Source organism: Microbacterium sp. F01 (assembly GCF_056156365.1).
The window spans coordinates 711,051-730,611 of the sequence record NZ_CM149592.1 but is presented as its reverse complement, the minus strand read 5'-3'; the positions used below and the strand labels follow the sequence as shown (position 1 = coordinate 730,611).

Genomic DNA, 19,561 nt, shown 5'->3' with positions numbered 1-19,561 from the left:
TCGGCGTCGGCCGCCATTCAAGGGACTCACCGCCAGCCGGTGAAGACGAGGTCCTGATCGCGGAGGGTTCCTAGGAACGACTCGACGTCACCGCGAATCGCATCGTGATCGACCTCGGCGGCCTCAGCAACACGCGCGACGATCGTGTCTGAGCAACCGGGACCCGCGGCGAGCGCGGTCCAGATCATTGCCGCTGACCCCTTGAGAGCCAGCGGAGACGCGGCAGGATTCGCCAGTGCCAGCACCACGACGCGCGAGGATTCGCCCGTCCAGGCGACGTCGTCGTGGATGCGCCACAGCGGGTCATCCGCGGACGCCACCGGCGACGACAATTGCAGCACCCCGGCACCGACGAGCTCGTCTACCGCCGCTTCGACGGCGGCCGCAGCATCCGTCCCCTCTGGAGCGCCGTACGCAGAAACCGCAGCCTCAGCGAAGGAGTCAAGACCGACACCATCGGCCGCACGCCAGAGCGCGGGAGCGATGCCCGCCAGCACACGCACGGTGCCGGCGTGGTCGGCGTCGAGGTGCAGGAGCGCGAGCCGATCGGGATCAGCCAGCGGCAGCTCGTCGAGCGGCGGGACGCGGCGGAACAGCCGTCCACCAGAACCCGCAGACGCTGCAGCCCGCCCCGACGACACGGACTTCGACACCCGCGGCGGCGACGGCGACATCTCCGCGACCTCGGGAATCACCGAGACGAGGGCGGAGGCATCCGTGTACGACACCCGGCGCACGCCGCCGACCGACGCGACGTGCGCGGCGATCGTGCGGAGCGGCGCGGGAAGGTTCGTGAGGTAGCTCGACTGCGCCACGAGTTCCTCGAGCGCGTCGCCCAGATCGACGTCCGAGACGACCGCACCGTCGACGCCCTCGCGCCGATCGAGCAGCACGATGCCGGCGAGCCGAAGCGAGCCACCCGGCAGCGCGCCCAGCCCCAGAGCCGAAGGCGAGCGCTGCGCCTTCTCAGGCTCCCCCGGTTCGATGATCGACAGCGGCTTCCGATAGGGCAGAACGCGACCCGAAACGTCGATCGCCACCGTCTCGTCCGACACGTACCCGTACGCCTCGCCGAGCATCCGCGCCGCCGTCGTCTTGCCGCGACCACTCGGACCCACGAGCGCCACCACCCGACCATCGGGCAGAGCGATGCCGGCGGCGTGCAGCATCCACAGCCGTCCGCGCTGGGCCTCGATCGCGGCGAGCGTCACGCGCTGAGACAGCGACGACAGCAGAGAACGGATGCTGCCACCCGCGGCCGCGACCACCTCGATGTCGGCGTCACCCAGCGCCGCAGCATCCGTCCGCGCATCCTGCCAGGCCGTTTCGACAGCAACCCGCGATTGCGAACCCAGGCCGTCGCACACGATGCCCACCCGCACCCCGAGGGCATCGATCACGAGGTTGTCCTGCACACGCGGTAGTGTACGGGGGACTGGGAGGGGCCCATGGAGCTGCGGGATTACCTGCGCATCTTGCGAGCACATTGGCTCGCCATCGTGGCCCTCACTCTCCTGGGCGTGGCCGTGGCGTGGGGATGGACCGCCCTGCAGCCCAAGGTCTACACCGCCAACGCCAGCGGGATCGTCACGGCGACCAACGCCGGGTCCGACACCGGCTCATCGCTCGTCGGCGACCAGCTCGCCCGCAGCAAGGTGACCTCGTATGTCGAGCTCGGGTCGTGGCGCGCGGTCGCCGAATGCGCGATCGACGAACTCGGACTGAATACGACCCCCGAATCCCTCGTCACCCGCGTCGACGTCTCGAACCCCCTCGACACCGTCATCGTGCGTGTCACGGCGAGCGCGTCGAGCCCCGAAGAGGCCCGCGACCTCGCCGAGTCGTGGCTCGGGTGCATGGTCGAGCAGATCAACAACGTCGAGGGCACCGACGAGACCGGCACCGCCGCCGTCACGCTCGTCACCGGCGACTCTGCCCGTCTGCCCACCGCCCCGTCGTCGCCGAACGTGCGCCTCGCGCTCGCGCTCGGCGCGCTCGTCGGACTCGCCCTCGGCATCGGCTACGCGGTGGTGCGCCACGTGCTCGACCGGCGGCTGCGCGACCCGCGCGACATCGAGCGCGAGACCGGCGTGCCCGTCGTCGGAACCCTGCCGGTCGACAAGGGCCTGAGCGTCGAGCGCGGCCTCGCCGACTTCGAGAGCCAGCATTCCTCCTCCGCCCCGCTCGCCGAAGCGATGCGCGAGCTCCGCACGAACCTGCAGTTCATGGACGTCGACAACCCGCCCCGCGCGATCGTCGTCACGAGCCCGCTCCCCGGCGACGGCAAGTCCACGATGGCGGCCAACCTCGCCGTGAGCCTCGCCGCCGCGGGCCGCCACGTCGTGCTCCTCGACGCGGACCTGCGCCGCCCCATGGTCTCGACCGTGTTCGGACTGCCCGACGGCGCCGGCCTCACCGACGTGCTCGCCGGACGCGCCGAGCTCAACGAGGTCGTGCACAACGTCGGCGCGAGCCGCAACCTCGCCGTCATCACCGCCGGCCGCGTGCCGCCGAACCCGAGCGAGGTGCTCGGCTCGAACCGCATGCAGGCGCTGGTGCAGAGCCTCACCGAGCACGCCCTCGTCATCATCGATTCCCCACCCCTTCTTCCGGTGACGGATGCTGCGGTCCTCACGACCGCCGCAGACGGGGCGCTCGTCGTGGTCAGCGCGGGAAAGACGACGTACGACATGCTGCACAAGGCACTCGCGAACCTCGGCAAGGCCAACGCCCGCGTGCTCGGAGTGGTGCTCAACCGCGTGCCGCGCAAGAACGGCGCGTACTACGGCTACCAGTACCAGGGCGACTACGCGGGAGCAGACACCCGCTGACTCCGGAAAGCGGATGCTCAGACCGGCCCCTTAGGGTGGAGCGGTGACCGACTCCCCCCTGCCCCGCTCCGTGCGCCGCGGGGGCCTCGTCTTCGCGATCGTCCTCGGCTGCCTGCTGGTGGCCGCGGTGGTCGCCACCGTGTGGATCGGGGTGCGCGGCGCCCTCGCCTACAGCCACCTCCGCGACGCGCAGCAGACGGCGGCCGCCGTGCGGGAGAACCTCGCCGACCCGGCCGCCGCGAGCGACGCGATCGCCGCCCTCGCCGCCGACACGGGCGCCGCCCACGCCCTGACCTCCGACCCGGTGTGGTCGCTGGCCGAGGGTCTCCCGTGGATCGGACCGCAGCTGGCCGCGGTCGCAGCCGTCGCCGAGTCGCTCGACGGCGTCACCAGCACCGCGCTTCGGCCGCTGTCGGAGGTCGCCGCCTCGTTCCAGGTCGACGCACTGCGCCCCCAGGGTGGCCGCCTCGACCTCGCACCCCTGCAGCAGATCAGCGGGGCCGCGCAGACCGCGAGTGACGGGGTCGGCGCGGCCGCAGCATCCGTCTCGTCCATCGATCGTGCCGCGCTCGTCGCGCCCGTCCGCGACGCGGTGGACGAGGTCGACGGCCTGCTCACCGAGGCCGGGGTCGCCACCGACGCCCTCGCCCGCGCCACGCAGCTGCTGCCGTCGATGCTCGGGGCCGACGCGCCGCGCGACTACCTCGTGCTGTTCCAGAACAACGCCGAGTGGCGCTCGCTGGGCGGGATCCCCGGCGCGATGGCGCTCATCCACACCGAGGGCGGCGCGCTCAGCCTCGCCGCGCAGGAGTCCTCGAGCGACTACCCGCGCTACGACGACGCCGTACTGCCGCTCGGCGACGAGGTCACCGCGATCTACGGCGACCGCCCGGGCCGGTGGATCCAGAACGTCACGCAGGTGCCCGACTTCGCCGTCAGCGGTGCGCTCGCCCGCGAGATGTGGGCCCGACAGCACGGCGGGCAGCAGGTCGACGGAGTGATCTCGCTGGACCCCGTCGCGCTGTCGTATCTGCTCGAGGCGACCGGACCCATCACCCTGCCGACGGGCGACGTGCTCGCTCCCGACAACGCCGTGCAGCTCCTGCTCAACGACGTCTATTCGCGGTACACGCGCCCCGCCGACCAGGACGACTTCTTCGCCATGGCCGCGGCCGCCGTGTTCGAGCGGCTCTCGAGCGGCGACGCCGACCCGGCCGCGCTCGTCGGCGCGCTCACCCGCGCCGGCGACGAGGACCGCCTGCTGCTGTGGAGCACGCATGAGAACGAGCAGACCCTGCTCGCCGACACCACCCTCGGGGGCGGGCTGCCGGTCTCGGACGACGAAGCCTCGCGCTTCGGCGTCTACGTCAACGACGGCACCGGCTCGAAGATGGACTTCTACCAGAACGCGACGACGGCGCTCGAGTGGTCGAGCTGCACCGTCGACGCCGCCGGAGCCGCGACCGGCGACGCCGTGCTGACCGTCACCGTGGGCAACACGGCGCCCGCGGACGCAGCATCCCTTCCCGCGTACATCACCGGCGACAGCGCCTTCGGGGTACCCGCGGGCATCACCCGCACGATCGGCTACCTGTACCTGCCGGAGGGCTTCGAACTGATCGACGCGACCATGTCGGACGGCACCGGATTCGGCGGCGGCACGCACGACGGGCGCCGCGTCGTGAGCTTCGCGATCGACCTGCCGCCGGGCGGATCGGCCACCGCGACGCTCACCGCGCGGGCGAACGAACCGGTCGCCGCGACGCTTGAGGCCGTGACCACGCCGACGCTCACCCCACCGGCCGCAGTTGCCGCGGTCTGCGGCGGTTCGTAGACTTCTTCCGATGCCCCACATCACCGGATCCCCCACGTCCATGCTCCTCCCCCGAGCCGCCGTCGCTGCGACGCTCGCCCTCGGAGCGGTCATCGCCGCGCCCGCAGCCGCGAACGCCTCCACGATCTACCCGCCCTCGGGCTCATGCACGACGACGCCCACGGCCCAGGCCGGCGGCACCATCTCGTTCGAGTGCGCCGCCGAGACCTTCTCGCCCGACGAGGCCGTCACCATCACCGTCACCGGTGAGAACGGCGCCGCCGCGCGCATCGGCATGGTGAGGTTCGCGATCACCACGGCCAGCGGCAACGCCTCGTCCGGGGCCGACGGCTCGCTCGCCGCGGTCGACATCACGCTGCCGTCGAACGCCACGGGCACCTACAACATCGCCGCGGTGTCGTCGACCTCCGCCGGCGGCACGGCCGCCGTCACCATCACCGGCGCCGACGGCCTCCCCGCGACAGGCCTCGACCAGGGCCAGACCATCGGGCTCTGGATCGGCGGCGGGGCGCTCCTGCTCGCCGGCGCAGCGCTCGCGGTCGTCGCCGCGGTGCGCCGCTCCCGCGACTCCCGCTGACCCGCGACTCGGGTCGGCGCCGCCGTCGGGGTCGAACGCTAGGGTGATCGCCATGGCATCCGCTGCGTCGACGACGCTCGAGCGCACCTACCGCTACCTGCGGATCGGGCTCGCCGGCACCGTCGTCGCGATCTTCGTCGCGATCGCCCAGGCGGCGACGACGTACGGCTGGCTGACCTCCATCAGCGACTACTTCTACACGCCGGCCCGCGACGTGTTCGTCGGCGCCTTGATCGCGGTCTCCCTCGCGCTGTTCGCGCTGTCGGGGCGCGGCGCCGAGAGGGCGCTCCTCGACGCCGCCGCACTGTTCGCGCCGCTCATCGCCCTGGTGCCGACGACGGTGGTCGCCGGCGCCGTGCCCGGGGTCGGCGAGACGTGCAGCGGACGCTGCTTCCCCCCGGAGTACGAGGCCGATGTCGCGAACGGCGTCGTCGTCTACCTCGTGCTCGGCGTGCTGCTGCTGCTCGTCGCGCTCTTGCTCGGCGCGCTCGGCCAGGTCTCGCTCGCGGCGGTCTGGCCGTCGCTGCTGATCGCGGCGATCGTGATCGCGGTGACCGGACTCACGTGGGTGTTCGCCCGAGACGCGTTCCTGCAGCACGCGCACTTCATCGCCACGACGGCGTTCTTCGCGCTGTTCGCGGCGGTCGCGGTGCTGGGTGCCTTCCCCCGGCAGGGTCCGCCTCCGGCGCCGGTGTTCCGCGTGCTGTACATCGCGATCGCCGTGGGGCTGGTGATCGTGCTCGTGGCGTACGTCGTGCTGCTGCCGCAGGCGAGCGGAAGCGGCATCCCCATCGTGCTCATCGTCGAAGCGATCGCACTCGCGCTGTTCTTCGCGTTCTGGGTGGTGCAGGGAATCGAGAAGTGGAGCGACCCGGACCCGTCGATCATCGCGGGCTGAGGCCGGCTCTTCGAGAGACGAAACGCCCCCGGGGGTTCGGGAGGGTCCGGGGACGTTCCGTCTGGCTTGTGGTGGGCTCCTCACTCACCCGAGGGCGCGGGGAAGAGGCCGCTGCAGCTCGGATCGATCGTGACGGGGGTCGCGGTCGCGGTCGGGGTGTGCCGCAGGCGCAGCGGACCGAGCTCGCCGGCGGGCAGCACGGCGGTGAACGAGACAGTCTCGGTCTCCCCCCTGCCGATGAACACGGTCTTGCTCACCGCCGTGTTGCCCTTCTCCACGCCGCTGCGCTCCCACCGCGCGACGTCCCCCCGTGCCGGTACGGTCTGGGTGATCTGCGCACCGGGTGGCGCGAAGAACAGCACGTCGAGGATCATCGTCGTGCGCGGCACTCCCAGCTGCCGGTTGCGGTACCCCAGGGTGTAATTGCTCCTGATGTCGTCGGTGATCCCGTTGTGCATCGTCATCGTGGTCGTGATGGTGCGTGCCGTGGCATCGCACGTCGCGGTGACGGTCGTGGCGAGGTGATAGTCGAGCTTGCTGACCGCGGAATCGTTCAGATAGATCCCCACCTGCGTCTGCGTCGTCGTGTCACCGGCGAGGGCGCCGTCGAGACCGAACTCCACGGCGAGCGCCTGCGCCGACGGGTCGGTGAACGCGAGGTTCACGCGCTGTTCCTTCGCCGATTGCTCGAGCGCGGCGAGCATCTGCAACGGATCCCACGACGACGCCGTGAGGTGGTTGAACACCTGCCGCGCAGCATCCGCGAAGAAGGCGTCCGAATCGGCACCCACGGGGTACCGCTCGTACGCGTCGCTCAGCAGCACCTTCACCGCGTTGTCGGCGGTGAGCTGCTCTCCCGTGCCGAGCGTCACCGGGCCAGACACCGCGAGCATGTGCGAGAGCACCACCGGATCGATCGACACGACTCCGTCGAACGTCGCACCCGTCGTATGCGTCCACAGCGCCTGGAACAGCTGCGCCGTCGTCGGGAAGTCGGGGGTGAAGGTGAAGTCCTGCGAGTGCCGGGTCAGCGTGGGCAAGTAGATGCCCATGGTCTCGCCGGGGAGCGCCACGTACTCGTTGCCCTGCGTGCCTGCGTCGTAGAACGTCTGCGAGCTGCCCTGGTCGACGAACCCGAGCTTGCCGTCGGTGACCGTCACGATCATGCTCGCGGCGGGATTGCCGCCCGTGGCACGGATCTCGGCGTTGTTCTGGAACATCAGCAGATACGTCTTGGTACCCCCGGAGCCGGCCATGTCGAGCAGCGTCGGCAGATACTTCTCGGCCACGCCGAGAGCCGGCGTCGCGACCTCGATGAAGCCGAGGATGTCGGAGATCGACTCGCTGACCTCGGGCAGCAGCGTCGACGTGTCGATCGGCGCGACGATCGCCTGCGCTTCGGTGAAGGCCGCGGCGATCTCGGGGATCGAGCTCTGCACCTGCCGGAAGGGCTCCAGGTCGATCCCGCCGGCCGCCACGGTGAGCCGGTCGAAGTCGGTGGCGGCCATGAACTGCAGCCCCGCCGGCAGCGCGCGGTCGACGAGCACGTCGACGGCATGCGTCACACGCCGCACGGCGTCGACGTTCTGGCCGACGAACGGCACGTTCGTCGCGATGTCCCACAGCGGCCCGTCGACGGTGCGCACGGCGAGCGTGACGTTCGCCTGGATCTCGTCGGTCACGGCACGGAGCTGCGCCGTGTCGGCGGGATCGAAGTCGTCGCGCAACGACTCGATTCCGGCCGCGGCCCGCTCCACCGCAGCGCGGGCGCGTTGCGCCTCCGACCAGAACTGCATCGCGAAGGCGCCGGCGACGACGCCACCCACCAGCAGCACGGTGAGCAACGCGACCACGATCCACGGCCACGCGCGCCGGCGGTGCGTCGGTACAGGCGTCGCCTCAGCATCGAGAACGGCCCCAGTTTGCGCACCCTCGGGTTCGGAGCGCGTGACGATCCCCCTCGTCACGCGCCCAATGGTACTCTTCGCGCCCCCTCATGTCAGGGGTCGAACGAGCGGGGCGAGCTCAGGCGGCGCCGGACGCTCCGGCGGCCGCGGCGGCCGCTTCGGGGTCGGCGATCTCGACCACGCGACGCACACCCGGAGCGGGGTGTGCGGTCACGAGGATCGGCAGGTGGTCGCTGAGGCCCTGCGGCAGCGTGCGCACGCGGTCGATCTCGAATCCGATCGACGTCGCGAAGTCGTAGTGGCCGCGGAAGAAGCGGTAGCGCGTGTACGTGCGCGAGTCCGAGAGATTCAGCTCGTACCCCTGCTCGCGGATGTGCTGACCCAGCCGCTCCTTGAAGACGGGGTAGTTGTAGTCCCCGACCATGAGCGCCGGGATCCCCTCGCCCAGTTGCTGCAGCTCGCCCAGCGCCGTGCGGATCTGATGCCGGCGCAGCGAGTTCAATGCCGTGAGGGGCGCGGCGTGGAACGACGCCACGATGAGGTCGGTGTTCTCGTCGATGTCGTGCAGCCGGACGCCGAGCAGCCGCTCCTCGGCGGGCTTGAGCACGCGGTCGTGCAGCGACTTCTTGAGCGCGAGCGCCCGCACTTCGACCGCGCGATACGTGTTCTCGCGGTAGTACACGGCGAGCCCGAGACGGTTGCGCTGCGTGGAGTCCGCGAGCCGCAGCCCCGAGATCTCTTCGGGGATGTCGGACGTGTCGGCCTCCTGGAGGCAGAGCACATCGGCGCCATGGCGTTCGACCAGGTGAGCGAGCTCCCCCGCCGCCCGATGCTTGCGCAGGTTGTACGAGATGACCTTCATGACGACGACAGCCTATGCCGACGACGTGGCGATCGGATGGCCTTGACAGGAACCTCGTATGTACGAAACACGGATGCTGCGGCTCTTCAGTGGTGTGCCGGTTCACGGCATCCGAGCGTGACACCCGCACCCCGATCCTGGAGGACCCCATGACCGCTGCATCCCCGAAGACCGTCCGCGCCGAGCTCGCCGAGGCCCTCGACGCGAGCCGCACCGCCCGCGAAGAGGCGGAGCGCGAACTGCACCGCAGCGTCGCCCTGCGCTCCCGTGCCGCGGAGGCGCTCGAGCGCACCGCCCGCCGTACCGGACTCGACGAGTCCGAGCGCGAGCGCCTGCGCACCGAGTACGCCGCCGCCGACCGCGTCGTCGCCGAGCGCCGCGCAGCCGCCCTGAAGGCGCAGGAGTTCGAGCGCGCAGCATCCGTCGTCGCCGGCGCCTTCGAGGCCGAGGCCGCCTCGGCGAGCCCGCTCGCGGCTGCTCTGCTGCAGCTCGTCGGCTCGAAGCGCGGCGGCACCGCCCGGCGCGGCTCCCTCGCGTCCGGACGCACCGCTCCGGCCGCACGCGTGCGCAGCCCGCGACCGCGCACGGCCTGACGCGACACGCCGGAGCGCCCGCGCCCTGCGTCGGTCTCGTAGGCTCGCCTTCGTGCCCACCTCGCGACGGACCCTCACGATCCTCGCGATCACGGGCGTCGTAGCCGTGGTCGCGGTCATCGCAGCCGTCGTGCTCCTGCGTGGGCAGGCTCCCGAGCCGCCCGGTCGCGGCACGAAGATCGTCGCCTCCGAGCTGTCGAAGGCGACGGATGCTGCGTCCCGCGCCGCCGACGGCAGCCCCGAGCAGGCCGCGGCGAGGTATCTGAGCGCGCAGCCCACCGCGGTATGGCTCACGCCGGAGGCCGACCCGGTCGACGTCGTCGGCGAGCGCATCGCGAACCTCGCGACCCAGGCGCGGGACCAGTCCGCACGCATCGCTGTCGTCGTCTACGGCCTGCCCGAGCGCGACTGCGGCGGCCACTCGGCGGGTGGCCTCGACGGCGACGCCTACGTCGAGTGGACGCGCGCCATCGGCGACGCGCTGCGTGAGGCCGCCGACACGGCGCCAGTGGTGATCCTGGAGCCCGACAGCCTCGCCCTCGCGCCCGAGTGCGGCAACGTCGACGAGCGGGTCGCCCAGCTGAGCGCAGCGGTCGAGGCGATCGCCGCCGAGAGCACGTGGATCTACGTCGACGGCGGGCACTCGAACTGGCTGGCGCCGACGGAGATGGCCGCCCTCATCGATCAGGTCGACCGCGCGTCCCGCGGCGACGACGGTCGCGGCATCCGTGGATTCGCCACCAACGTGTCGAACTACGAGGCGACCGACGACGAGGCGGCCTACGCCCACGACGTCGCCGACCGCCTGGACGGCCTGCACGCGATCATCGACACCGGCCGAAACGGCGCCGGCTCGAACGGCGAGTGGTGCAACCCGCCCGGCCGTCTCGTCGGCGAGTCGGGGGGCGCGATCGGCGACGACGTCGTCGACACGAACCTCTGGATCAAGCCGCCCGGCGAGAGCGACGGCGACTGCAACGGCGGCCCTGCCGCCGGCCGCTGGTGGCCGGAGGCCGCCGTCGAGCTCACCCGCGACGTCGTCCCGGATTGACACCCGACCAGGCGTTCCCTGGTTGTGTGTAGCATCGGAGTACTTTGCGCATGCGTCGGGGGCCGCGGCTGGGGTCGGTAATCGGCGCATTCACCGGTTCCACCGTCCGAGAGAGAACGTACGTATGAGCACCCCTTCCGACGAGCTGAAGACAGCGGTCATCATCGAGGACGACAAGGAGATCCGCCACGTCCTGGCCGAGGTCCTCGAGTCGTCGGGGTTCTCGACGGTGTCGGTCGGCAACGGCATCGACGGCGTGCGGGCCGTGCTCACCTACAAGCCGGTTCTGACGACCATCGACGTGAACATGCCGGGCATCGACGGCATCGAGGCGGCCAAGCGGATCCGCGCCCAGTCCGACACGTACATCATCATGCTCACCGGCATGAACGACGAGGCCGACGTGATCGCCGGGCTCGGGGCCGGCGCCGACGACTACCTCCTCAAGCCCTTCCGTCCGCGCGAGCTCCGCGCCCGCGTCGAGGCTCTCATGCGGCGCCGCACCACCGACGCGGAGCGCGCGATCGCCGCGCCCGCCGCGCCGTCGCAGGGGAGCGTCGGTCCGTCGTTCCCCGGCATGCGGCCGACGGCCACCGCCGTGCCGACCGCACCCGCGATCGAGGACCTCGAGCTCGCGACGCCCGCGGCCGTGATCGTGCCTGCGGGCGCAGCATCCGTCCCCGCCATCGTCGATACGGACGGCGAATGGCTGACGCACCGCGACCTGCGGCTGCACCCCGAGAACCGCATCGTGCTGATCGGCGGTGAGGAGCTCGACCTCACGCGCACCGAGTTCGACCTGCTCGCGACGCTGCTCGAGTCGAAGCGGCGCGTGCGCAGCAAGGCGGATCTGACGCTGGTGCTGCGCGGCGAGTCGTACGTGACGAGCTACTTCGTGGGCGACGCCGACAAGCGCGCCGTCGAGGCTCACATGACCAACCTGCGGCGCAAGCTCGGCGAGAGCGCGGCGAACCCGCGGTACATCGAGACCGTGCGCGGCGTCGGGTACCGGCTGACCTCGGAGGGCTGAGAACCCTCAACCCGGAAGAGGAGGGATCGGCTCGCCCCACGCGAGCGGATCCCCCCTCTTCCTCTTTCGGCCAGGGCGTCCGCCTCTCCCCTTGCGGACCCCTCGCCTTTCCTCCCCCGCGCCGTGCTCCCCAGCCATCGGCGCTTCCCCAGCTCCCTCACTGCTGACACGCTTCGGGTGTGTGTCAGTCGCGCGGATGCCCCAGGCTCTTCTGTCTTCGGTGAGGGTTCCCGCCTCTCCCCCAGGCGGGACCCTCACCTCCTCCCCCGCGCCGAGCTCCCCAGCCATCGGCGCTTTCCCCAGTACTGACCGGCCTTCGGGTGACCGATCAGACCTTGTATCCGTGGTGACGACGGATGAGCTTGAAGAACATGGTCAGCGTCTGCAGCACCGTGACGACGCCGACGATCGGCCAGCCGATCCAGAGGACCGTGGACTGCACCATGACGGGAAGCATCATCCAGATCGCGACCATCGCCGCGATGACCGCGACCGCGAGGATGAGCGGCGTCCAGTGGCCGAAGCCGCCGCCGCGCTCGGCCTTGGCCTGCATCGCCCAGTTGTCGACCTTCTTGCGCGAGAGGAACCGCGTCCACGACCGCACGAAGTGGCTGCAGCGGATCCACATGTAGATCTCGGCGGGCACGAGCGTGAGGCCGAAGACGACGTCGCGCCAGTTGCGGTTGTGCATCGTGAGCGCCATGCGCGTGTTGAGCGCGATCGCGACCACCGGCGGGATGAGCCACCAGTACGAGAAGACGAACGCGCCGATCGACAGCGACGCCGCGAGCAGCGTGATGAACGCGATGCGCACGAACATGTTCATGAGCATGTCGAAGTGCTCGAGCCAGCGGACGCGCAGGTTCGGGTGGAACGGCTGGCCCTTGGTGTCGCCGCGCTGACCCGGCCACATGAGCTCGATGGCGCCGTAGGTCCACTTGACCTGCTGCGCGTCGAGCGCCCGGAGGGTGGTCATGCCGCCGACGTCGGCGCGGGCGAACGGGCTGATCTTGGTGAGGTAGCCGGCGCTCTTGATCTGCAGCGACAGCAGCGAGTCCTCGACCTCGGAGTCCTTGACCCACGGCGTCGACTGGTGGTTCTCCTTCATGACGTCGCGGAGCGCGTGCGTCGAGAAGATCGAGAACTGACCGCCGAGCACCGCCATGTTGCGGCCGCGCAGCAGGTTGTGCAGGTTGAAGGCGGCGAACTGCGAGCGCTGACCGGTCGTGAGGAACTTCGCGAGCCCGCCCTTGATGGGCTGGTCGTCGATCGAGTAGATCGCCGAGATGCCGCCGATGCGGGTGTCGCTGGTGGCCTCGGCCTCGAGGTACTCGACGGCCTTCGCGTCGGCGACGGTGTCGCCGTCGACGCCCAGCAGGTAGTCGTAGCCCTCGACCAGCGTGTAGCCGTAGTTGAGCGCGCCGACCTTCTTGTCGGGATTCTTGCCGATGTCGTGGACGAAGACCTCGGTGAACTGCTCGCCGAGCTCGGTCGTGACCTCGTGCGGGCCGGCGTACTGCGACGCGAGCTTGACGGTGGCGTCGGACGTGTTGTTGACGACGACGTGGATGACGTCCGGCACGCGCGTCTGCCCGAGCAGCGACTCGATCACCTGGGCGATCGACTCCTCCTCGTTGTACGCGGGGATGACGCAGCCGATGGTGGAGCGGTGCACCGAGGTGTCGTCGAGGACGGCTTCGAAGTCGTCGGCGAATCCGTGGGCGGCGTGGACGGGCGAGACGGTCGTGACGTCCTCGAGCGAAGCGGTCGCGTCGTTGCGGTGCGTCCGCTGGCTGCGGGTGAGGGGGACGATGTCGGTCACGTTCGTCGCCTTTCGGATTCTCGGCCGGTGTCTCCGGCACATGAAGAGCTTCTCCCACCGACCGCAAGGCCCCTCCGAGGGACCGCGAACAGAACCGCAAGGTTTGCGCAAGGCATCCGCAAGAGAGCGTTTGCCGACTTTCGGCTCGGCACCGAAATGCCAGGTGGCCGGGTCAATAGAATCGCCGTATGGCTACCGGGGCTGCGCGACCGACATCGGTCGTGGGCGCGCCCGACGGACGCACGCGGTCGATCTGGCTCACGCAGCTCGTGCTGGCCGCCAGCGTGCTCATCACGGCGATCCTCGTGATGGCGCTGCAGCCCGAGATGTTCGGCCGCTGGAACTTCCTGCTCGGCACGCTCCTGGTGGTCATCCTCACGCTCGCCACCTTGTCTCTGCCGTGGTCGCGATTGCCCGCGTGGGCGGTGCTGGCGGTGCCGTTCGCGGATGCGATCGCCATCGGCCTGATGTCCAGCGGGACCGAGCTGCGTCTCGGTTACCTCTGGGCATTCCCCGTGATGTGGGTCGCGATGCATTTCCGAGCCATCGCCCTCGCCGCGATGCTCGCGCTGATCGGGCTCATCCTCCTCGTCGACTCGGCGATCGCCTCGAGCAACCTCGCCGCCCTGCGGGTTTTCGTCGTCCTGCTGTCGCTGACCTTCATCGGCATCACGGCGCACATCGCCCTGCGACGGACCCGCGCGCTGCGCCGGCTGCTGCGTCGTCAAGCGAGCCGCCTCACGGCGACCTACACGCGCCGCGCCGACCAGGAGCGCCGCACCGGCGAGATCCTCAACGGCGTCGACACCGGCATCGCGCGCATCTCCGACGACGGCTCGGTGCTCGCCGTCAACGACGCGTACTCGCGCCTGTACGGCCTCGACCCGCTCGACCCGACGCTGCCCGCCCGTTCCGTCGAGTACACGGGGCGCCGCGGCATGCCGGTGCCGTTCTCCGAGCGACCGTTCGCGCGTGCCGCACGCGGTGAGACCTTCACGGATGCCTCGGTCTGGCTGTTCACCGCGGAGGGCGAGTGGCGCGCGCTCTCGGTGACGGCCAAGCGCCTCGCCGCGGGCGGCGACGAGGGCAGCAGCATCCTCCTCCTCGTCCATGACGTGACGGCCCTCACCTACGCGCAGCGCGAGCGGGAGCGGTTCACCGCCATGGCGTCGCACGAGCTGAAGCACCCGCTCACCGTGATGATCGGCAACGCGGAGCTCGCGCTCGAGCTCGACGACCTCACCCCGCGCACCCGCGAGCGGTTCGAGTCGATCGTCGCGGCGAGCGATCGCATGCTGACGATGATCCAGACCCTCGGCACGACCTCGAAGCGCGGCTTCTCGGGCCGCGACGAGGTCGACGACATCGATCTGCGCCAGATCCTGCTCGAGTCGGTCGCCTCGTTCCGCCCGACTGCCGCCTCGGGCCGCATCTCGATCGATGTGATGGCCGACGACGCGCTGCCGATCACCGCCGACGGGTTCCGGCTGCGGCAGGTCGTCGACAACGTCGTGAGCAACGCGATCAAGTACACCCCGCGCGACGGCCGCGTGCGCATCACCGGCGCCGTCGAGAACCACCAGGTCGTGCTGTCGGTCGCCGACACCGGCATCGGCATCGCTGCGAACGACCTCCCGAACATCCTCACGCCGTACTTCCGCACCGAGGAGGCCAAGAAGAAGTCCGGCGGCACCGGGCTCGGCCTCGGCATCAGCAACGACATCGTGCTCGCCCACGGCGGCACGCTCTCGATCGACAGCGAGGCGGGCGCCGGCACGACCGTCACGATCCGTCTGCCCCTGGCCGGCGAGCTGGCCGGGGAACCGGCCGCGCGGCCGGAGGCCCGGCGCGACACAGAAGGACGAGCATGACCGACCTCATCGCCGGAGCCGGCGTCGACCTCGGCATCGCGCAGGCGGTGATCACCACCCTCGCGACGATGCTCACCATCGGCATCGCGTTCCTCGTGCGGCCGGGGCTTCCGACGCTCTACTGGAGCATCGCCTTCACCCTCGCGATGGTCGCCACTTATGGGGTCGTTGCGGGCGAGGTCGCCGGCATCGAGCAGCTGCGGCGCGCGTCGCTCGGCGCCCTGATGGGCGCGCCGGCGTTCCTGTGGTCGGGCTTCCGCGCGGCGTGGGGACTGCGTCCGCACGTCTGGGCTGGCGCGGCGATGGCGGCAGCGTCAGCGTTCTCTCTCTCGATCGTCGACGACCTCGCGTGGTTCACGATGGCGTACCGCACGGTCTTCTTCGCAGCATCCGTGTTCGCGGGTCTGTTCGTGCTCGACTGGGCGCGCGCGTCGTCCCGGCGCAGCGACCGCCTGCTGCTGCCGCTCGTGATCGTGTCGGTCGCGTTCTTCGTCACCGGCGTGGCCACGTTGATCGCGGGCTTCGTGTACCCGCCGTCGGGCGGCGACGACTTCGAGCTGGTGCGGCTGATCTCGTCGGTCGGGATGCTGGTGTACGTGGCCTGCGCGCTGATCGCGGTGGTCGGCACCACGGCGCGCGACAGCGGGCTCGGCCGCACCGCGGCCGTCTCGACGGCGTGGCAGCAGTTCGAGCGGACCGCCGGCGACCGCCTGGCGCGGGCGCAGAAGACCTCGGAGCCGTGGTCGGTCGTCTACCTCGGCCTCGACGACGCCGCCGACATCCGCCAGACCGCGGGGGCCGCGGCGTTCGCGACGCTGTCAGAGCGGCTCGAGGACGAGGTGCGGGCCGCGTTCCCGGCGGAATCCGACGTGGGATCTCCCTCCGCGGGCGCGGTCGTGGTCCTCGTGCCGCGGCCCGATGCGGTGGTGCGCGACCTGCTGCGCGCGACGCTCGAGCGGGTGACTCTGCTCGACGTCCACGGGGCGATGCCGATCCGCCCGACGGCGAGCGCGGGCTGGGCACCGGTCTCGGTGCTCGGGTACGATCTTGACACTCTCGTGTACACCGGCCGCGAGGCGGCGCGCGTCGCGAGCGGCAAGGGCGGCGACCGATGGGAGCGCGTCGGCGCCACCATCGTCAACCGCCTGATCAGTGAGTCAGAGCTACCGTGAGCGTGTCGGTCGCCGTCTGCTTGGCGTACTCGCTCGAGGTCGGCGTCGTCTGCACGAGGAAGTCGTAGCTGAACTGCAGCGTGATGTACGTCGCCTCGGCCGGGACCGGCCCGACGTTGAACGTCTGCGAGTAGCTGTAGGGATCCAGCACGAGGTAGCCGGGGCTCACCGTCGACTCGTCGACCTGGGGCTGCAGGGCATCGAGCGCGCCCGTCGGCGTCGACGGGATCGCCGTCATGGTCGCACGCTGCAGATAGACCTTCTGGCCGTCGTCCGGGGTGACGGTCGTCACCATCGAGATGCTCACGGGCTTGACCGCCTCGGCCGTCCACTCGTCCATCGACAGCGTCGACCAGTAGTCGATCGTCGCGGCGACCGCGCCCGCGGTGAGCTGGCGCTGCGTCGCCCCGCCCGACAGGTCGTTGGGCACCGGGGTCGGCACCGCTGTGGCCGTCGGCGTCGGAGTGCTCCCTCCCGCGCCCTCCTCCCACGGAGCGGGCCCGCAGCCGGCGAGTGCCGCCATGCCTACGAGCGAAATCGTGACGACGCCGGCGAACCGGTTCCACCTGCGCATAAAACCCCCGAGTCGCGCCGGAAAACGTCCGGTCAGTCTAGCGGGATGATGTCACTCGCGATCGCGCCGCGCGCGGGTCTGCTCGGCGCGCTGAGCCAGCAGGTCGTCGGCGGGGTAGCCGACCTCGGTGAGCGTGAGCCCGCGAGCCGCGAGCACTTTCACCTCGGGCACGCGCTCCTGTGCGTCGCGGATGTCGACGACGTCGTCCACATCGAGCCGGCCCTCGCCGACGGCGACGCACGCCCCGACGAGCGCGCGCACCATGCTGTGGCAGAACGCGTCGGCCTTGACGTTCGCGACCAGCACGCCCAGGTCGTCGCGGTGCCAGTCGAACTCGAGCAGCGTGCGGATCGTCGTGGCCTCTTCACGCGGCTTGCAGTAGGCGGCGAAGTCGTGGAGTCCGATGAGGGCGCGGGCCGCAGCATCCATCGCCTCCGCATCGAGGGCCGCCCGCACCGAGGTGGTGCGATGGCGCTCGAGCGGGTCGTACCCGGTCACGGTGTCGCCGATGCGGTATTCGTAGCGGCGCCACACCGCCGAGAAGCGGGCGTCGAAGCCCTCGGGCGCGATGCGCGAGCCGGTGACCGCGACGTCGGAGTAGGCGCCGACCACGCCGGTCATGCGCGCGGCGAGTGCGGCGGCGCGGTCTTCGGCGGTGGGGATGCCGGCGGCCGGACGCGCGTGCCGCGCGAGCATGCGCTGCTGCTGGGCGTCGTCGAGGTCGGCGTGTGCGACCTGGCCGGTGGCGTGCACGCCGGCGTCGGTGCGCCCGGCGACCACGAGGCGCGGGTTCCCGCCGACGACGCGAGCGAGAGAGGACTCGAGAGTCTCTTGGACGGTGCGCAACCCCGGCTGGCGCGCCCACCCGCGGAAATGCGTGCCGTCATAGGCGATGTCGAGGCGGATCCGCACGGGCTCCAGCCTATTCCGGCGGCGGGATCGAGCCGAAAAGGCCGATGAACTTCCGACTCACGAGCCTGCCGGCCCTGAGGGTGCGTCTCATAGCGTGGTGTCACTTCCCACGGGGTCCTCGTCGTCGTTGACGTAGGAGGGCCATCGTGGGAGACCAGTTGTTTCCGCCAAGAAGCAAAGAAGTGATCCCACGATGACCCAGAACCAGTCTGCCTTGACGACCCTGATTGCCGAAGTCCTCGCCGAGCCGGAGCTCGCTCATTCGGACGTGTTCCGCCGGATGCTGCAGGCCGGCTTGCAGGACCTGATCGACGCGGAAGCGACGGTGAAGATCGGCGCGGCGCCGCACGAACGCACCCCGGAGCGCACCACTCGGCGGAACGGCACCCGCCCCAAGACGCTCGCGACCCCGGCCGGGGAGGTGGACTTGGCGATCCCGAAGCTGCGGGAGGGATCGTTCTTCCCGTCGTTGCTGCACCCGCGCCGCCGGGTCGACAAGGCGCTCTACGCCGTGATCTGCCAGGCCTGGATCGACGGGGTGAGCACTCGCAAGGTCGACCAGCTGATCCGGGCGCTGGGCAACGACACCGGTATCAGCCGGTCGACGGTGTCGCGGATCTGCAGTGAGATCGACGAGGCCGTGCAGGAGTTCCTGCACCGCCGGATCGACCACACGTGGTTCCCCTACCTCTTCCTGGACGCCACCTACCTCGACGTCCGCCACCGCGGCCGGGTCGTCTCCCAAGCCCTCGTCGTCGCCACCGGCGTCAGCGGCGAGGGCCGCCGGGAGATCCTCGGGATGGCGCTGGGAGACGCGGAGACCACCGACTTCTGGACCGAGTTCCTCCGCAGCCTCCGCGACCGGGGACTGAAGGTCGCCACCGACGCCGACCCGCTCGGGGTCGCCCTGGTCACCAGCGACGCGCACGCCGGCCTGAAAGCAGCGGTGAAGGCGATCCTGCCCGGAGCTGGCTGGCAGAGATGCCGAGTCCATTTCGCCCGCAACGTCACCCAGAAGATCGGATCCGCGCGCTCCAAGCCGGTCAACGCGCTGATCACCACGATCTTCGCGCAGACCACGCCGGAGGCCGTGCTCGCCCAGTACCAGGCCGTCACCGACAGCCTCCGCGGGTCGTTCCCCGAGATCGCCGCCATGCTCGAAACCGCCGAGCCAGACCTCACCGGTTTCGCCTCGACCCCTCGAGAGCACTGGCAGAAGGTCTGGTCCAACAATCCGATCGAACGGCTCAACCGCGAGATCAAACGCCGCGCCGACGTCGTCCAGATCTTCCCCGACCGCGACTCCGTGACCCGCCTCATCGGCGCTGTTCTGCAGGAGCAGCACGAGGAGTGGCAATACGGCGAACGCCGCTACTTCTCCGACATCTCAATGCGCAAGCTCATCCACTCCCTGCACGAACACACCGAGCCCGCCCGCACCGAGCTGTACCTCACCGCCTGACCATCACCCACCATCGGCAACAACAGAAGTGACACCACGCCACGGGACTTGACCGGCCCTGAGCAAGGAGCCGTGTGAGTCGGAAGTTCATTGAGGTATTGAGAGCACCTGGTCGGACACGAACACGCCGCGGCGGCACTGCGCGCGCCGTGATACGCCCAGCCA

General features: G+C 70.5%; 16 protein-coding genes. 10 read left to right on the top strand and 6 right to left on the bottom strand.

The features are described 5' to 3' along the window. Window positions 1-26 precede the first annotated feature (26 nt). On the bottom strand, window positions 27-1,415 hold the full coding sequence (locus ACVN90_RS03195; RefSeq protein ID WP_475100732.1) for a PqqD family protein: 1,389 nt from the start codon (window positions 1,413-1,415) through the stop codon (window positions 27-29). A gap of 33 nt (window positions 1,416-1,448) precedes the next feature. On the opposite strand from ACVN90_RS03195, the gene ACVN90_RS03190 reads away from it, so the two are divergent. From ACVN90_RS03190 to ACVN90_RS03175, 4 genes are read left to right on the top strand one after another with little or no spacing between them, the layout of a single operon-like run. Continuing rightward, on the top strand, window positions 1,449-2,831 hold the full coding sequence (locus ACVN90_RS03190; RefSeq protein ID WP_475100731.1) for a tyrosine-protein kinase domain-containing protein: 1,383 nt from the start codon (window positions 1,449-1,451) through the stop codon (window positions 2,829-2,831). A 43-nt stretch (window positions 2,832-2,874) separates the two neighbouring features. Continuing rightward, window positions 2,875-4,665, top strand: coding sequence for a DUF4012 domain-containing protein (locus ACVN90_RS03185; protein ID WP_475100730.1), 1,791 nt, complete (start codon window positions 2,875-2,877; stop codon window positions 4,663-4,665). Window positions 4,666-4,675: 10 nt separating this feature from the next. Next, complete coding sequence (locus ACVN90_RS03180; protein WP_475100729.1) at window positions 4,676-5,242, top strand: LPXTG cell wall anchor domain-containing protein; 567 nt, start codon at window positions 4,676-4,678, stop codon at window positions 5,240-5,242. A gap of 52 nt (window positions 5,243-5,294) precedes the next feature. Next, entirely contained in the window at window positions 5,295-6,140 is an 846-nt protein-coding gene (locus tag ACVN90_RS03175; protein WP_475100728.1) for a hypothetical protein, read from the top strand. Between the two features lie 80 nt (window positions 6,141-6,220). Here the strand turns inward: ACVN90_RS03175 and ACVN90_RS03170 are convergent, their stop codons facing one another. Together ACVN90_RS03170 and ACVN90_RS03165 are read right to left on the bottom strand one after the other, a co-directional pair. Continuing rightward, complete coding sequence (locus ACVN90_RS03170; RefSeq protein ID WP_475100727.1) at window positions 6,221-8,107, bottom strand: DUF4012 domain-containing protein; 1,887 nt, start codon at window positions 8,105-8,107, stop codon at window positions 6,221-6,223. 58 nt (window positions 8,108-8,165) lie between these two features. After that, window positions 8,166-8,909: an endonuclease/exonuclease/phosphatase family protein gene (locus tag ACVN90_RS03165; RefSeq protein ID WP_475100726.1), complete on the bottom strand. Its 744-nt coding sequence runs from the start codon at window positions 8,907-8,909 to the stop codon at window positions 8,166-8,168. Window positions 8,910-9,058: 149 nt separating this feature from the next. Here ACVN90_RS03165 and ACVN90_RS03160 point away from each other — a divergent pair, with 149 nt between their 5' ends. The 3 genes from ACVN90_RS03160 (at window position 9,059) to ACVN90_RS03150 (ending at window position 11,583) form a co-directional block, all read left to right on the top strand. Then, complete coding sequence (locus ACVN90_RS03160; protein WP_475100725.1) at window positions 9,059-9,502, top strand: hypothetical protein; 444 nt, start codon at window positions 9,059-9,061, stop codon at window positions 9,500-9,502. A gap of 52 nt (window positions 9,503-9,554) precedes the next feature. Continuing rightward, entirely contained in the window at window positions 9,555-10,553 is a 999-nt protein-coding gene (locus tag ACVN90_RS03155; protein WP_475100724.1) for a glycoside hydrolase family 6 protein, read from the top strand. Window positions 10,554-10,677: 124 nt separating this feature from the next. Then, window positions 10,678-11,583 carry a response regulator transcription factor gene (locus tag ACVN90_RS03150; RefSeq protein WP_475100723.1) on the top strand — a complete coding sequence of 302 codons (906 nt, stop codon included), beginning with the start codon at window positions 10,678-10,680 and terminating at the stop codon, window positions 11,581-11,583. A gap of 328 nt (window positions 11,584-11,911) precedes the next feature. Here ACVN90_RS03150 and ACVN90_RS03145 read toward each other — a convergent pair whose 3' ends face one another. After that, window positions 11,912-13,405 (bottom strand): glycosyltransferase family 2 protein, encoded by a 1,494-nt coding sequence (locus ACVN90_RS03145; protein WP_475100722.1) that lies wholly within the window; start codon window positions 13,403-13,405, stop codon window positions 11,912-11,914. A gap of 188 nt (window positions 13,406-13,593) precedes the next feature. Between ACVN90_RS03145 and ACVN90_RS03140 the strand changes: the two genes are divergently transcribed. Both ACVN90_RS03140 and ACVN90_RS03135 read left to right on the top strand, forming a co-directional pair. After that, complete coding sequence (locus ACVN90_RS03140; protein ID WP_475100721.1) at window positions 13,594-15,276, top strand: sensor histidine kinase; 1,683 nt, start codon at window positions 13,594-13,596, stop codon at window positions 15,274-15,276. Then, window positions 15,273-16,448 (top strand): hypothetical protein, encoded by a 1,176-nt coding sequence (locus ACVN90_RS03135; RefSeq protein ID WP_475100720.1) that lies wholly within the window; start codon window positions 15,273-15,275, stop codon window positions 16,446-16,448. Before ACVN90_RS03140 ends, ACVN90_RS03135 begins: the two co-directional genes overlap by 4 nt. Here ACVN90_RS03135 and ACVN90_RS03130 read toward each other — a convergent pair. Both ACVN90_RS03130 and truA read right to left on the bottom strand, forming a co-directional pair. Beyond that, window positions 16,426-16,971, bottom strand: coding sequence for a hypothetical protein (locus ACVN90_RS03130; protein ID WP_475100719.1), 546 nt, complete (start codon window positions 16,969-16,971; stop codon window positions 16,426-16,428). The genes ACVN90_RS03135 and ACVN90_RS03130 overlap by 23 nt on opposite strands. Window positions 16,972-17,073: 102 nt before the next feature. Then, on the bottom strand, window positions 17,074-17,934 hold the full coding sequence (gene truA, locus ACVN90_RS03125; RefSeq protein ID WP_475100718.1) for a tRNA pseudouridine(38-40) synthase TruA: 861 nt from the start codon (window positions 17,932-17,934) through the stop codon (window positions 17,074-17,076). Between the two features lie 193 nt (window positions 17,935-18,127). Between truA and ACVN90_RS03120 the strand changes: the two genes are divergently transcribed. Then, window positions 18,128-19,396, top strand: coding sequence for an IS256 family transposase (locus ACVN90_RS03120; RefSeq protein WP_475098597.1), 1,269 nt, complete (start codon window positions 18,128-18,130; stop codon window positions 19,394-19,396). The last annotated feature ends 165 nt before the right edge of the window (window positions 19,397-19,561 follow it).